12 protein-coding genes are annotated in these 14,777 nt (G+C 71.8%); 9 read left to right on the top strand and 3 right to left on the bottom strand.

The genetic code is table 11. The features are described from left to right. Positions 1-10 precede the first annotated feature (10 nt). From P5G50_RS13730 to P5G50_RS13705, 6 genes are all read left to right on the top strand, one after another. Positions 11-952: an NAD(P)-dependent oxidoreductase gene (locus P5G50_RS13730; protein ID WP_301208288.1), complete on the top strand. Its 942-nt coding sequence runs from the start codon at positions 11-13 to the stop codon at positions 950-952. Beyond that, a complete protein-coding gene (locus P5G50_RS13725; RefSeq protein WP_301208289.1) occupies positions 949-2,445 on the top strand; it encodes an NAD-dependent succinate-semialdehyde dehydrogenase in 1,497 nt (498 codons plus the stop codon). The genes P5G50_RS13730 and P5G50_RS13725 overlap by 4 nt, the downstream gene beginning before the upstream one ends. A gap of 2 nt (positions 2,446-2,447) precedes the next feature. Then, positions 2,448-3,224 carry an SDR family oxidoreductase gene (locus P5G50_RS13720; protein WP_301208290.1) on the top strand — a complete coding sequence of 259 codons (777 nt, stop codon included), beginning with the start codon at positions 2,448-2,450 and terminating at the stop codon, positions 3,222-3,224. A 41-nt stretch (positions 3,225-3,265) separates the two neighbouring features. Next, positions 3,266-4,750, top strand: a complete 1,485-nt coding sequence (locus tag P5G50_RS13715; protein WP_301208291.1) for an FAD-binding oxidoreductase — start codon at positions 3,266-3,268, stop codon at positions 4,748-4,750. Further along, positions 4,747-6,165: an FGGY-family carbohydrate kinase gene (locus P5G50_RS13710; protein ID WP_301208292.1), complete on the top strand. Its 1,419-nt coding sequence runs from the start codon at positions 4,747-4,749 to the stop codon at positions 6,163-6,165. The genes P5G50_RS13715 and P5G50_RS13710 overlap by 4 nt, the downstream gene beginning before the upstream one ends. Positions 6,166-6,238: 73 nt before the next feature. Continuing rightward, the gene (locus P5G50_RS13705; protein WP_301208293.1) at positions 6,239-6,781 is read left to right on the top strand and encodes a hypothetical protein; all 543 of its coding nucleotides are present in this window, start codon (positions 6,239-6,241) and stop codon (positions 6,779-6,781) included. Positions 6,782-6,816: 35 nt separating this feature from the next. Here the strand turns inward: P5G50_RS13705 and P5G50_RS13700 are convergent, their stop codons facing one another. Both P5G50_RS13700 and P5G50_RS13695 read right to left on the bottom strand, forming a co-directional pair. Further along, positions 6,817-7,284 carry a DUF1990 family protein gene (locus tag P5G50_RS13700; protein WP_301209369.1) on the bottom strand — a complete coding sequence of 156 codons (468 nt, stop codon included), beginning with the start codon at positions 7,282-7,284 and terminating at the stop codon, positions 6,817-6,819. A 77-nt stretch (positions 7,285-7,361) separates the two neighbouring features. Then, complete coding sequence (locus P5G50_RS13695) at positions 7,362-9,719, bottom strand: cell wall-binding repeat-containing protein (protein ID WP_301230613.1); 2,358 nt, start codon at positions 9,717-9,719, stop codon at positions 7,362-7,364. 211 nt (positions 9,720-9,930) lie between these two features. Between P5G50_RS13695 and thrS the strand changes: the two genes are divergently transcribed. Further along, the gene (gene thrS / locus P5G50_RS13690; RefSeq protein WP_301208295.1) at positions 9,931-11,895 is read left to right on the top strand and encodes a threonine--tRNA ligase; all 1,965 of its coding nucleotides are present in this window, start codon (positions 9,931-9,933) and stop codon (positions 11,893-11,895) included. Positions 11,896-11,897: 2 nt separating this feature from the next. Then, positions 11,898-12,467: an HIT family protein gene (locus tag P5G50_RS13685; protein ID WP_301208296.1), complete on the top strand. Its 570-nt coding sequence runs from the start codon at positions 11,898-11,900 to the stop codon at positions 12,465-12,467. 7 nt (positions 12,468-12,474) lie between these two features. On the opposite strand, the gene P5G50_RS13680 is transcribed toward P5G50_RS13685, so the two are convergent. After that, positions 12,475-13,785 carry an aminotransferase class I/II-fold pyridoxal phosphate-dependent enzyme gene (locus P5G50_RS13680; RefSeq protein WP_301208297.1) on the bottom strand — a complete coding sequence of 437 codons (1,311 nt, stop codon included), beginning with the start codon at positions 13,783-13,785 and terminating at the stop codon, positions 12,475-12,477. Between the two features lie 91 nt (positions 13,786-13,876). Between P5G50_RS13680 and pdxS the strand changes: the two genes are divergently transcribed. Further along, entirely contained in the window at positions 13,877-14,776 is a 900-nt protein-coding gene (gene pdxS / locus P5G50_RS13675) for a pyridoxal 5'-phosphate synthase lyase subunit PdxS (RefSeq protein WP_301208298.1), read from the top strand. Position 14,777 lies beyond the last annotated feature (1 nt).

Genomic DNA, 14,777 nt, shown 5'->3' with positions numbered 1-14,777 from the left:
GAAAAGGAACATGACAGCACAGAACCCCACCGTCGGCTTCATCGGCCTCGGCAGCATGGGAGGCGGGATGACCCGCAACCTCCAGCGGGCCGGCTTCCCGCTGGTGGTGACCGACCTGCGGCCCGAGTCAGCGGCCGAGCTCATCGCCGGCGGCGCCCGCTGGGCGCCCACCGCGGCCGAGGTGGCCGCCGCCTCCGACCTCGTCATCACGATGCTCCCGACCCCGCGCCACGTCTCCGACGCGGTGAGCGGGCCGGGCGGCGTGCTCGAGGGCATCCGCGACGGCGGCACCTGGATCGACATGTCGACCTCGGTGCCGGAGGTGGCCGACGCCGTCCGTGCCGCGAACGCCGGCCGCGGGCTGCACATCCTCGACGCCCCGGTGAGCGGGATGTCGGTGGGAGCGGCCAACGGCACGTTGCAGATCTTCGTCGGCGGGGAGGCCGCGGACGTCGAGCGGCTGCGCCCGGTGTTCGAGGCGATGGGCGACCCGGAGCGCATCCTCCACGTGGGCGGGAACGGCGCCGGCTACGCGGTGAAGCTCATGATCAACCAGCTGTGGTTCTCGCACCTCGTGGCCACGGCGGAGGTGCTGGCCGTCGGCGTGAAGGCCGGCGTCGACCTCGGCGTGCTGCGCGACTCGCTGGTCGCAAGCCCGGCGAACAGCACCTTCGTCGAGCGGGACGTGCTCTCGATCCTGGAGCACGGCGACTACGACGAAGGCTTCGCGCTCGCCCTCGCCTGCAAGGACCTGGGCCTGTCCATCGACCTCGCCCGCTCGGTCGGGGTGCCGGTCGAGCTGTCCGCGCTGGTCGACCAGGTGTTCCGCCGCGGGCGTGCCCAGTACGGCGACCGCGCGGGCGAGATGGCGCCGTTCCAGCTGTACGAGGACCTGATCGGCACACCGCTGCGCCTCGTCGCGGACGCCGCCCCCGAGGGGGTGGCCCGGTGATCGCGGAGCGCGAGCTGCTCGACCGCCTGCCTACCGGGCTCTACATCGACGGCGCCTGGCGGGACTCCGCCTCCGGCGCGCGCTTCGACGTGATCGACCCCGCCACAGAGCAGGTGCTCGCCCGCGTGGCCGATGCCGCGCCCGAGGACGGCGACGCCGCCCTCGCCGCGGCGCACGCGGCCCAGCGCGGCTGGGCCAGGACCGCGCCGCGCGAGCGCGCCGAGATCCTGCGGCGGGCCTTCGAGCTGGTCACGGCCAGAGCGGACGAATTCGCCCTCGCGATGACCCTGGAGATGGGCAAGCCGCTGGCGGAGGCCCGCGGCGAGGTCGCGTACGGCGCGGAGTTCCTGCGCTGGTTCTCCGAGGAGGCCGTGCGCGTCTCCGGCCGGTACGCCACCGCTCCCGACGGCGCCAACAGGCTCCTGGTCGTCAAGCGGCCGGTCGGCCCCTCCCTGTTCATCACCCCGTGGAACTTCCCGCTCGCGATGGCGACCCGCAAGATCGCGCCGGCCATCGCCGCCGGATGCACCATGGTGTTGAAGCCCGCGGCGCTCACCCCGCTCACCGCGCTGCTGCTCACGAGCGTGCTGGAGGAGGCCGGTCTGCCCGCCGGAGTGCTCAACGTCATCCCCACGACCCGTGCCGGCGCCGTCACCGGACCCCTGATCGCCGACCCGCGGCTGCGGAAGCTGTCGTTCACGGGGTCCACCGAGGTCGGACGCCGCCTGATCGCGGCCTCCGCCGACCAGGTGCTGCGCGTCTCCATGGAACTGGGAGGCAACGCGCCCTTCCTCGTCTTCGAGGACGCCGACCTCCCCGCCGCCGTCGACGGAGCCGTGCTCGCGAAGATGCGCAACGGGGGAGAGGCCTGCGTGGCCGCCAACCGCTTCCTCGTCCACGAATCCATCGCCGAGGAGTTCACCGCGGCGTTCGCCGAGCGCATCGCCGCCTACCGGGTCGGTCGTGGCACCGAGCAGGGCGTCACCATGGGCCCCCTGGTCGACGCCGCCACCCGGGACAAGGTGGAGTCGCTTGTTCAGCAGGCCGTGTCCGATGGTGCCCGGATCGCCGTCGGCGGCGAACGCGTCTCAGGCGCCGGATACTTCTACCAGCCGACCGTCCTCACCGACGTACCCGCCGACGCCCGCATCCTGGGCGAGGAGATCTTCGGCCCGGTCGCTCCCATCACGACGTTCCGCACCGAGGAGGAGGCGGTCCGCCTCGCCAACGCCACCGAGTTCGGCCTGGTCGCCTTCGTCTACACCCGCGACCTGAACCGCGGCCTGCGCCTGGCGGAGGAGCTCGACAGCGGCATGCTCGGGCTCAACGCCGGCGTCGTCTCCAACCCCGCGGCGCCCTTCGGCGGCGTCAAGCAGTCCGGGCTCGGCCGCGAAGGCGGCTTCGAAGGCATCGAGGAGTACCTCGAGACCCGGTACGTCGGCATCGCCGACCCGTTCGCCGCCGCCGTCCACGCTGAGAGCACGGAGGGCTGACCGTGGAGATCACCGACTTCAGCACCGCCCTGTTCTCGCTCGAAGGCAAGCGGGCGATGGTCACCGGCGGCAACGGCGGCCTCGGCCGCGCGTTCACCGTCGCGCTCGCCGCGGCCGGCGCCGACGTGTTCGTGCCCAGCCTGGCCGACGACGACGGGACGACGGCGCGGCTGGTGGAGGGCCACGGCCGGCGCTACGCCTTCGCCGCCGCCGACATCACGCGGACGGGCGTTCCGCAGGAGATGGTCGGGCAGTGCGTCGAGACGCTCGGCGGCCTCGACATCCTGGTCAACTCGGCGGGCATCAACCTGCTCGACGACGTGACCGCGTTCGGCCGCGACAAGTGGGATCCGATGCTCGCGGTCAACCTGACCGCCGCCTTCGACTTCGCGCACGCCGCCGCCCGGGCGATGATCCCGCAGCGCTCGGGCAAGATCGTCAACATCGCCTCCCTGTTCTCGTTCCTCGGCGGCAAGCAGTCGCCGGCGTACGCCGCATCGAAGGCCGGCATCGTCGGCTTCACGAAGGCGTACGCGGACGAGCTCGGGGAGTACGGCATCCAGGTCAACGCCATCGCGCCCGGCTACTTCGCGACCGCGCTGACCGAGCGCACCCGGTCGGACGCCGTCGCCAACGCGCGCATCGTCGACCACGTGCCCGCCGGCCGCTGGGGCGACCCGGCCGACCTCATGGGCGCGCTCGTCTTCCTGTCCAGCCGCGCGGCCGACTATGTCACCGGGCACACGCTCGTCGTCGACGGCGGCTACCTCCTCCGCTGACGCACCCCGACCATCCGCTCCCGAACGCAAGGAACCGATCCATGCCCGCTTCCCGCTCCGCCCTCTCCCGAGAGCAGATCGCCGAGCGCCTGACCGCGCTCCTCGGCGCCGCTCAGGTCGACACCGACGAGGCCGCGCTCCGCGAGGCCAGCGTCGACCGCTTCAAGAAGTACACGGCCGTGCACGGCATCTTCGACGGGCCGTTCCCCGCGGCGATCGCCTACCCGCGCTCGACGGACGACGTCTCGACCGTGCTCCGCTTCGCCGACGAGAACCGCGTCGCCGTCGTCCCGCGCACCGGCCGCACCGCCACCGAGGGCGGTCTGGAGACGGTGATCGCCGACTCCATCGTCCTCGACGGTTCGCGGATGGACGCGGTGCTGTCGGTGAACGAGACCGACCTGATGGTCACCGTGCAGTGCGGCGTCCCGCTGCAGCGGCTGGAGGACGAGCTGCGCGAGCGCGGGCTGACCACCGGCCACTCGCCCCAGTCGAAGCCGCTGGCGCAGTACGGCGGCCTCACCGCCACCCGGTCGATCGGGCAGTTCTCGACGCTCTACGGCGGCATCGAGGACATGGTGGTGGGACTGGAGGCGGTGCTCGCCGACGGCACCATCACGCGGATCAAGAACGTGCCGCGCCGTGCGGCCGGCCCCGACCTGCGGCACCTCGTCATCGGCAACGAGGGCGCGCTGTTCTTCATCACCGAGGTCACCGTGAAGGTGTTCCGGTTCCAGCCGGAGAACTACCGCTTCTTCGGCTTCCTGACCGATGACTTCGCGGCCGGGGTGGACGCCCTGCGCGAGCTGATCGCCGAGGGCTACCGCCCCTCCGTCTGCCGCTTGTACTCGCCGGAGGACGCCCGGCAGCACTTCGCGGACGTCTCCGACGGCAAGAACGTCGTCGTCCTGGTCGCCGAGGGGCCGCGCCGCCTGGCGGACGCCACCGCCGACGCGATCGAGGAGCTGTTCACCGAGCCGCTGTTCCAGCGGGTCCCGGACGAGCGCATCCGGACGTGGTTCGACCAGCTCAACTGGGGGCAGGACAAGATCGACGCCGAGAAGCGCCAGATGCTCGAGACGAATCATCTGGGGTACACGACCGAGGTCTCCATCGACTGGTCCCGCGTGGACGCGCTGTACACGGCGGTGATGGACCGCATCCGGACCACCTTCGACCGGGCTGCCGATCTCACCATGCTCGGCGCGCACTCCTCGCACAGCTACCAGACCGGCACCAACCTGTACTTCGTGTACGACTACGACATCCGCTGCGAGCCCCGCGACGAGATCGAGCTCTACCACAAGCCCCTCAACGCCATCATCGTGGAGGAGGCGCTGCGGCTGGGCGGCTCCATGGTGCACCACCACGGCATCGGCAAGTACCGCACCGACTGGACCGCCGAGGAGCACGGCTCCGCCTACGAGCTGCTCGTGCGGCTCAAGGCGGCGCTGGACCCGAACGGGATCATGAACCCCGGTACCATCCTCCCGCTCGCCGCGGCGCCGGAGGGCGCGGACGCGTGACCTCGTACGTCGTCGCCATCGACAACGGCTCGCAGAGCACGAAGGTGCTCGTCGTCGACGAGCGCGGCGTCGTGCATGCGTCGGCGAGGGTCGGACTGCTGCCGTATCGGCATCCCGGCCCCGGCCGGGCCGTGCATCCCGACGACGACGTGTGGACCTCGATCGCCGCGGCCTGCCGGATCGCCCTCGACCGCTTCGAGGGCGACCCGTCCCGCATCGTGGGTGTCGGGCTCTGCACGATCCGGTTCTGCCGCGCACTGCTCACGGAGAGCGGCGACCTGGCGGAGCCGCTGCTGAGCTGGATGGACGAGCGGGTCGGCCGCCCCTACCGGCACGACGACCCCCGGGTCGCGCGGGTCACCACCTCCTCCGGCTACATCGCGCATCGCCTCACCGGACGCTTCGTCGACACCGCGGCCAACTACCAGGGCGTCTGGCCGATCGACCAGACGACCTGGCGGTGGTCCGACGATCCGTCGGCGTACCAGGCCACCGGGATGCCGCGCGAGCTGCTGTTCGACCTCGTCGACCCGGGGGACCGGCTCGGCACCGTGACGGAGGCCGCCGCTGCGGCCACGGGTCTGCCGCCGGGCGTGCCGGTGTTCGCCACGGCCAACGACAAGGCGGTGGAGGCGCTGGGCGCCGGGCTGGCGCGTCCGGACCAGCTGCTCCTCTCGCTGGGCACCTACATCTCCTCGATGACCGTCGCGGCGGCGCCGGGTGGCGGGGCCGCGCACTGGGTCAACTTCGGCTCCCGTCCGGGGCAGTACCTGGCGGAGAGCGGGGGGATCCGGCGCGGGATGTGGACGGTGAGCTGGTTCCGGTCGCTGCTGCAGGGCGCCGGGCCGCGCGACGACGCCATGTACGACCTGGAGGCGGAGCTCGACCGGGAGGCGGCGCTGCTGCCGCCGGGGAGCGATGGCGTCCGGGCGGTGCTGGACTGGCTCGCTCCGGCCGACCATCCCGGCCGTCGCGGCGCGTTGCTGGGCTTCTCCGGAGCGCAGGGTCGCGCCCACGTCTACCGCGCCATCCTGGAGGGGATCGCGTTCGAGATGGCGGACAACGCCGACGCCATGGCGGCGGAGCTGGGGAGTGCCTTCACGGAGGTGCTGGTCACGGGCGGCGGCGCCCGCTCGCGGGTCCTGCCGCAACTGGTTGCCGATGTCACCGGACGGCCGGTGCGACGCGCCGCCCTGGACGACGCCGCCGGCCTCGGCGCCGCCGTGTGCGCCGCAGTGGGGTCGGGGATGCACGCCGGCTGGGACGTCGCGCTCGATGCGATGGTCCGGCTCACGGACCCGGTCCTGCCATCGTCGGATGCGGGGGAGTACGCGCGTCTGCGCCCGCTGCACCGCCGCGCGCGCGAGGGCGTCCGCGCACTGAGCGAGGAGCTGAGCGACAGCGCGGTCGACTGAACCCGGGGGCCGCACCGCGCCGCCGCGCCCTGCTCCTGTGCCAGGATGGCACCATCGAGCGGAGGGGGAGCCGATGGCGGAGGACGCGCAGGCTGAGCAGCAGGACGCCGCGGAGACACTCATGCAGCCGCCGCCGACCACGCAACTGGCGGCTGCTCCGCTGCCCGCCGCTCCACTACTCCGGCGCGCCCGCACCCTGCTGCTCTGGGCGCTCGGTGCCGCGGTCGTCTACTCCACCCTGAGCGGCTCGAAGGGCAGCTGCCCTGGCGGTTTCTCCGCCGACGGCTACGTGGACGCCGCGGGCGATCCCACGGATGTCGCACCGCAGTGCTTCCAGGCCACCCTGCACCCGAGCCCGGTCGTCTACCTCGCCATCGCGGTCACCGTGATCGTCGCGGTGACCCGGGCGGCCCGGGCGACCGACCTCGACCGCGCGCTGCGGACGCTCAACCGCGCCACCATCCTCGTCGTCGCCATCGCGGTCGTGTCGATGGTGATTGCGACCGTGTGGATCTTCGTGTCGCCTGCTCCGACCGACGGCACCGTGTTCTTCCCGTTCCCGTTCGGCAGCGGCACGATGACCATCACGCCGATGGAGCCGCCCACCGGCGGCTGACCGGCGGCTGAGCGGCACCGCGGCCGGCCCGCGCCTCAGAGCGCCCGCAGGTACCGCCGCCGGGCCACCCGCTGCGCGACCCGGAGCAGCGGATGCAGCGCCCGCCACGGCTGCTGCGGCGCCCGCTTGGTGAGCGAGCGCACGGTGAGCACGACCTCCCCGGCCTCCTCGCGGTGCACGATGAACGCCTCTTCGCCGTCCACGGGATGCCCGGGCAGGGTGCGGTACGAGAAACCGACCCGGTCGTGCTCCTCGACCACGGCCACCACCTCCACCGGCTCGACGATGGTGACACCCAGGACGCGCGCCCGGATCAGCAGATGCTGTCCCGCCTGCACCGGCCCTTGGTCGTCGACCTGGAAGCCGCTGCGCGTCTTCACCCGCCACCGCAGCACGTCGTGGGCGGCACGTCGCCAGCAGTCGTCACCGCGACCGATGACGGCCGAGACCTCCGACAGGCGGAACGCCGCATCGCTCGCACCCCACACGGGCGCCGACGGCATGGTCACAGGACACCTCCTCCGAACGGAACGGGCCCCGTCGCGCTCGCGCACGCCGGGGCCCGTTGCAGCCGATCCGTCTAGTAGCAGACCGCCAGCTGGTCGACGTCCTTGTTCAGCACGGTCGTGCCGCCGGTGACCTGCATGGAGGTGGTGCCGAGCCGCACGAATTGGTCGCCCACCGAGCGGGGCACGCACGTGCCGACGGCGAGCATCAGCGGCTTCGTCGCGGCGCCCGCGGCGGCGGCCGCCACCAGGGCGTCGGGGAAGTTGAGGCCGGACGCGAGGTACACGTTCTTCGCCCCGTTGGACGGGAACGCCGTGGAGGCCAGCTTGGCGCTCGTCTCGAAGCGGTCGCTGCCGCCGACGCGGGTCACGCTGAAGCCGGCCGCCGAGGCAGCGGAGGCCCAGCCTCCCGAGATCACCGAGGTGCCGCCGACCACCGTCAGCGAGCGCATCGAGCGCCCCGAGAGGTAGGAGGACGTGCCTGCGTCGAGCTTGGCGCCGTCCACGAGGATGAGCGGCTGGCCCCGCTTCGCCGCCACCGGTCCGGCGGCGAGCGAGTCGGCGAAGCCCCAGCCGGTCGCCACGTACGCGCCGCCGGACGACGGGAAGGCGAAGTCGGCGAGCTTGCGCGACGTCTCGTAGCGGTCGCCGCCGCCCACGCGGACGACGGACGCGGCGAGCCCGGTGAGCTGCCGGTACGCGGAGGCGCTGATCGCCTTCTCACCGCCGACCACGACGATGCGCGACGGCTTCACCCGCTTGAGCTCGTTCAGCGTGCTCTGCGGGATGGAGACGGCCGTGCTGAGGAGGACCGGGCCCTTCTGCTTGGCGGCGGCGGGAGCCGCGGCCAGCGCGTCCGGGAAGTCGAGACCCGAGGCGACGTACGCGACCGGCACGCCGGCCGTCGGGAACGACGCCTTGGAGGTCGCGACAGCGGTCTCGAACCGGTCCGAGCCGGCCACGCGCTTCGACGCCGGCGCCGAGGCGATGGCGTCGGACACGAAGGCCGCCTTGCAGCCGAGCGAGAGGTTGCGGGCGCCGGAGGTCGCGACGCCGAGTGCCGTCAGGCAGGCGCGGTACTGTCCGTTGCCGGCCCACGGGGCCGTCGTGGTGAAGCCGTGGTTGTTGCCGACGCCCGGATACGCCGCCCCGACGTCGGGCCGGCTCGCGTTGGCGGAGACGGTGGTCGTCCGGATCCCGGAGGGGGTGTTCCATTCGATCCGCACCTTCACCGCGGCCGCGACGTTGGCCTGGTCGAAGGCCCACCCGGTGACCGTGAACGGTCCGCTCTTGGCGACGGTCGCCGTGTCGAAGACGCCGGTCGGCGGCATGCTCGTGCCGTTGAGCGCGTACTGACGCAGCAGCGCGATGTCGCCGTTGAAGATGTCCTGGTCACCGGCGAGCGTCCCGGCCGCCTGGAACTGCCAGATCGTCCAGTTCAGCCAGCCGGCCGGCAGCGTGCCAGGGGTGTTCGTGCCGTAGCGGGCGACGAACATCGGGTAGGCGCCGAAGGTGTTGTTGGAGCCGGTGCAGGTGTTCCACCAGTTGGTCGTCGTGTAGATGGCCGGGTTGATGCCGGTCAGCGACCGCATGGTGGTGACGAACTCGCGGATCCACGAGGTCATCGCCCCGGCCGACATGCCCCAGCAGGTGCCGCCCTGGGAGGCGTTGCCGTACTCGATGTCGAGCAGCGGCGGGAGGGTGCGGCCGTCGGGCGACCAGCCTCCGCCGTTCGCGACGAACCAGCGCGCCTCGGCGGCGGCGTCACCCGGCGCGGTGCTCGGGTTGGCGAAGTGGTACGCGCCGCGGAACATGCCGACGCTGGCAGAACCGTTGTACTGCTGGGCGAACTGGTTGCGGCTGAAGTAGGTCGTGCCCTCGGTCGCCTTCACGTACGCGAAGCGGGACCCTGCCGCCCACTGCGCCGGCCAGTTGACGTTCTCCTGCCAGCCGCTGACGTCCTGGCCGAGGATGCCGCTCACGCCGAGGAACGGCTGCACGACGCCGGCCTTGCGCTGCTTCGGCGAGGCGGGGTCGCTGTCGGGGATGGTGGAGCCCATGGTGTGGTTGCCGGCCGCGTCCATCACGTCGAGCGACGGGTCGGCATCGCTGGCGGCCTCGGGCGCGGCGTCGGCGCCGGGGACCGCGGTGCCGGTGGCCGGCGTCGGCGTCGGCTCGGCGGTCGGAGCCGGGTCGGCGGGAGCCGTCGGCGTCGCGGGGTCCGCCGGATCGGCGGTCGGCGCGGGGTCGGCGGCGGCCGGCGCGGCCGGCTCGGCGGGCGCTCCCTGGTCGGCGGACGGCGACGGGGTCGGTGTCGCGGTCGCCGCAGGGGCGGAGTCGGGGGTGGGTTCGTCTGCGTACGCGGGCGCGCCGACCGTGACGGCGAGCACTGCGGCCACGACGATGGTGGCGAGTGCGGTCTTCTTCATCATGCGGGGATTCTCCGGGCGGTGGCGTGGTCGGCGAGAAGGTGCACGTTCGTGCGGAGGTGGGTGGAGTCTACCCGTAAGGGGTGGACTGGTGGGGTATCCGTGTTCGCGCGTCCCCATGACTGGGGCGGAGGGCACTGAGCGGGGCGGGAGGCGCTGCCGGCTCGATAGAGTTGTCCCGTTCCCTTTCATCACAACACCTAGGAGTGGACAGGTGGCCGACGGCTTCGAGCTCTTCACCGACCGTTCCGTTGTCGCGATGCGCGTCAACGGCGAGCTGAAGGACCTCGCGACCACGGTCACCGAGGCCGACGTCGTGGAGCCGGTCACCATCGACTCGCCCGACGGGCTGAGCATCCTCCGCCACTCCACCGCGCACGTGCTCGCGCAGGCGGTTCAGGCGATCAACCCCGAGGCGAAGCTCGGCATCGGCCCGCCCATCACCGACGGCTTCTACTACGACTTCGACGTCGCCGAGCCCTTCACCCCGGAGGACCTCAAGGCGCTCGACAAGGAGATGTCGCGCATCGTGCGCGCGGGCCAGCGGTTCATCCGCCGGGTCGTCACCGACGATGAGGCGCGCGCCGAGCTCGCGAACGAGCCGTACAAGCTCGAGCTGATCGGCCTCAAGGGCTCGAGCGCCGAGACCGCAGACGAGTCGGTGGAGGTCGGTTCCGGCGAGCTGACCATCTACGACAACGTCGACCCGAAGACCGGCGAGACGGTCTGGAAGGATCTCTGCCGCGGCCCGCACCTCCCGAACACCCGCATGATCGGCAACGGCTGGGCGCTCACCCGCGTCGCCGCGGCCTACTGGCGCGGGTCCGAGAAGAACCCGCAGCTGCAGCGCATCTACGGCACGGCCTGGCCCAGCAAGGACGAGCTGCGGGCCTATCAGACCCGGATGGAGGAGGCCGCCAAGCGCGACCACCGCAAGCTCGGCGCCGAGCTCGACCTGTTCTCCTTCCCCGACGAGATCGGCTCCGGCCTCGCAGTGTTCCACCCCAGGGGCGGCATCATCCGCAAGGAGATCGAGGACTACATGCGCGATCGCCTGATCGCGAACGGCTACGAGCTGGTCAACACGCCACACATCACCAAGGCGCACCTCTTCGAGACCAGCCAGCACCTCAACTGGTACAAGGAGGGCATGTTCCCCCCGATGCACCTCGACGAGGAGCGCGACGCCGAGGGCAACATCACCCGGCAGGGGCAGGACTACTACCTCAAGCCGATGAACTGCCCGATGCACAACCTGATCTTCCGCGCCCGCGGCCGCAGCTACCGCGAGCTGCCCCTGCGCCTCTCGGAGTTCGGCACCGTGTACCGGTACGAGAAGTCCGGCACGCTCTCGGGTCTCACCCGCGTGCGCGGCCTGACGCAGGACGACGCGCACATCTACGTCACCGACGACCAGGTCAAGGACGAGGTCGCCCGGCAGCTGGAGTTCGTGCTCGAGACGCTGCGCGGCTACGGCCTGACCGACTTCTACCTCGAGCTGTCCACGAGGGACCCGGAGAAGTCCGTCGGCAGCGACGAGGTCTGGGAGACCGCGACGGAGACCCTTCGCGAGGTCGCGGTCGACTCCGGGCTGGAGCTCGTGGACGACCCGGGCGGGGCGGCGTTCTACGGGCCGAAGATCTCGGTGCAGGCGCGCGACGCGATCGGCCGCACCTGGCAGCTCTCGACCGTGCAGCTCGACTTCAACCAGCCGGAGCTGTTCGAGCTCGAGTACAACGCGGCCGACGGCACGCGCAAGCAGCCGGTGATGATCCACCGCGCGCTGCTCGGCTCGATCGAGCGGTTCTTCGCGATCCTGCTGGAGCACTACGCGGGCGCGTTCCCGGTGTGGCTGTCGCCGGTGCAGGTCGTCGGCATCCCCGTCGCCGACCAGTACGCGCCGTTCCTCGACGACGTCATCTCGCGGCTGAAGGCGCAAGGCGTCCGGGCGGAGGTCGACCACTCCGACGACCGCATGCAGAAGAAGATCCGCACGCACACCAAGGCGAAGGTCCCCTTCCAGCTCATCGTCGGCGAGGAGGACGCCTCGAACGGCACCGTCAGCTTCCGCTTCCGCGACGGCACGCAGCGCAACGGCGTGACCGTGGACGAGGCGATCGAGCGGATCGTGTCGAGCATCCGCAGCCACGAGCTGGTCGACACCGCGTGGGAGGACTGACGGTGGGTGACGGCGGCGCCGGCGCAGCGGGCGAGGAGCCCGTCCGCGTCGACGACCCGTCGTACCTCGTCGGCGTGCCGGACGAGTTCCAGCGGCTGTGGACCCCGCACCGCATGGTCTACATCCAGCAGGCCGACCCCGGCCACGAGGGCTGCCCGTTCTGCGTCGCGCCGACCCTGAGCGACGAGGACGCGCTGATCGTCGCCCGCGGCGAGCACGCCTTCGCGCTGCTCAACCTGTTCCCGTACAACAGCGGCCACCTGCTGGTCTGCCCGTACCGTCACATCGCCCTCTACGACGAGGCGACGCCGGAGGAGGTGGCCGAGATCGGGAGCATGACGCAGACCGCCATGCGGGTCATCCGCGAGGTCTCGCACAACGACGGCTTCAACATCGGCATGAATCAGGGCGCGATCGCCGGAGCCGGGATCGCCTCCCACCTCCACCAGCACATCGTGCCGCGGTGGGCGCAGGACGCGAACTTCTTCCCGATCATCGCGAAGACGAAGGCGCTGCCGCAGCTGCTCGGCGAGGTGCGCGCCGCCCTCGCGGAGGCGTGGCCGAAGGGCTGAGCCCCCTTCAGCGGCTGGCGTCCACCAGGTCGTCGATCAGGCGCTCCGCCTCCTCGTCCGTGAGATCGTGCACGGTGAGGCGGAGGTGCCGGGAGGCCGAGCGCTGCTCGCCGAGGACGAACTCGTCTCCCGTGCGCGCCAGCCAGCCCCGGCGCATCAGCCGGTCGGCGACCGTCTTCGCCTCGAGCGGCAGCTCCAGCCACAGGTTGAGCCCGTCCGCCGCTGTCGCGGGGAGGCCGCGGTCCGTCAGCGCGCCGGCGAAGGCCGCGTTGCGCTCGGCGTAGTGGCGCCCGGCCTCGGCGACCGCCTGAAGCGCCGTCGCGTCCGTCAACTGCGCCAGGACGAGGCGCTGCAGGATGTGGCTCACCCAGGTCGTGCCCGGGCTCAGCCGCAGCGAAAGACGCTCCGCCGTCTCCGGGTCGGTCGCGGCGACGGCCAGGCACATGTCGGGGCCGAGCGACTTGGAGACCGAGCGCACGAGCGCGAACCGCCGGTGCTCCGGCCCGATCAGCGTCTCGTACGGCCGCTGGGACAGCATCGAGAAGTGGTCGTCCTCGACGATGAGCACGTACGGATGGTCGGCCAGCACGGCACGCAGCTCCGCCGCCCTTCCCGGCGACAGGGTCGCCCCGGTGGGGTTCTGAGCGCGGGGCGTGCAGATGATCGCGCGGACCCCGGCGGCCAGGGCTGCACGAAGGCCTTCGACGGTCATCCCTTCGACGTCGACGGGCACCGGGACCGCCCGGTAGCCGCCGAGCCGGACGGTGTGGATGCTGGCGAGGAAGCACGGATCCTCCAGCGCCACGGCGTCGTCGCGCAGCAGCGCCTGCGCGAGCAGCCGCTCCACCGCGTCGACAGCGCCGCTGGTGACCGTGATGCGGAGGTCGCGGCCGGGCAGGTCGGCGCCCACCCACTCCAGCGCGCGCTGCTCGAGGGCCGGGTCGATCACCGGCTCGCCGTAGAGCACCGGACGGCCGAGCGCGCCGGCCAGCGCGGTCGACGCGTCGGGGATGCGGCGCGGGTCGGGGTTGCCGGTGCCGATGTCGCGCAGCACGCTGCCGGCGGCGTAGCCCTCCTGGGCCACCGCCTCCATCCCGGCGATGACGGTGCCGGCTCGGCCGCGTGCGACGACGACCCCGGCCTGGGCGAGAAGACGGTAGGCGGCGACGGCGGTGTTGCGGTTGACGCTCAGCCGTGTGGCCAGCTCCCGGACGGGCGGTAGCGCATCTCCGGCGCGCAGCTCTCCGCGCTCGTGGAGGGTGCGGATGCTGTCCGCGATCTCCGCGGCCGTCGCTCCGGTGATGCTCTGCGTGTCCATGACCCTCCAGCCGCGAGTCTATCGAGCGTGCGGCGGGATGCTATCGTTCGGCATAGGCCAAAAATCCGTTTGTACCGTACGAGAGGCGACGATGTCAGACAGCACCCAGACCTTCACCGGCTCCAGCCGCGTCAAGCGCGGCCTCGCCGAGATGTTGAAGGGCGGCGTCATCATGGACGTCGTCACGCCCGAGCAGGCCCGCATCGCCGAGGACGCCGGCGCCGTCGCGGTCATGGCGCTGGAGCGCGTGCCCGCCGACATCCGCGCCCAGGGCGGCGTCGCCCGCATGAGCGACCCCGACCTCATCGAGGCGATCATCGCCGAGGTCTCCATCCCGGTCATGGCGAAGGCCCGTATCGGCCACTTCGTCGAGGCGCAGGTGCTCGAGGCGCTCGACGTCGACTACATCGACGAGTCCGAGGTGCTCTCGCCCGCCGACTACGTGAACCACATCGACAAGTGGCGCTTCACGGTGCCGTTCGTCTGCGGCGCGACCAACCTCGGCGAGGCGCTGCGCCGCATCAACGAGGGCGCCGCGATGATCCGCTCGAAGGGCGAGGCCGGCACCGGCGACGTGTCGGAGGCGACCAAGCACATCCGCAAGATCACGGCCGAGATCAACGCGCTCCGCTCGATGACGAAGGATGAGCTTTACGTCGCCGCCAAGGAGCTCCAGGCGCCGTACGAGCTGGTGGCCGAGATCGCCGAGACCGGCAAGCTCCCCGTCGTGCTGTTCACCGCGGGCGGCGTCGCCACCCCGGCCGACGCGGCGATGATGATGCAGCTCGGCGCCGACGGCGTGTTCGTCGGCTCCGGCATCTTCAAGTCCGGCAACCCGGAGCAGCGCGCGGCCGCGATCGTCAAGGCGACCACCTTCTACGACGACCCGAAGGTCATCGCGGAGGTGTCCCGCGGCCTCGGCGAGGCGATGGTCGGCATCAACGTCGCCGACCTCGCCGCGCCGCACCGCCTCGCCGAGCGCGGCTGGTAGC

The organism is Leifsonia williamsii (assembly GCF_030433685.1).
GTDB lineage: Bacteria > Actinomycetota > Actinomycetes > Actinomycetales > Microbacteriaceae > Leifsonia > Leifsonia williamsii.
The sequence above is the reverse complement of the archived record's forward strand: the minus strand, read 5'-3'. Positions and strand labels throughout refer to the sequence as shown.

Coding starts and splice junctions, on each gene's coding strand:
- P5G50_RS13730 (WP_301208288.1), top strand. CDS start 11: ATGACAGCACAGAACCCCACCGTCGGCTTCATCGGCCTCGGCAGCATG.
- P5G50_RS13715 (WP_301208291.1), top strand. CDS start 3,266: ATGCCCGCTTCCCGCTCCGCCCTCTCCCGAGAGCAGATCGCCGAGCGC.
- P5G50_RS13705 (WP_301208293.1), top strand. CDS start 6,239: ATGGCGGAGGACGCGCAGGCTGAGCAGCAGGACGCCGCGGAGACACTC.
- P5G50_RS13700 (WP_301209369.1), bottom strand. CDS start 7,284: ATGCCGTCGGCGCCCGTGTGGGGTGCGAGCGATGCGGCGTTCCGCCTG.
- P5G50_RS13695 (WP_301230613.1), bottom strand. CDS start 9,719: ATGATGAAGAAGACCGCACTCGCCACCATCGTCGTGGCCGCAGTGCTC.
- P5G50_RS13680 (WP_301208297.1), bottom strand. CDS start 13,785: ATGGACACGCAGAGCATCACCGGAGCGACGGCCGCGGAGATCGCGGAC.
- pdxS (WP_301208298.1), top strand. CDS start 13,877: ATGTCAGACAGCACCCAGACCTTCACCGGCTCCAGCCGCGTCAAGCGC.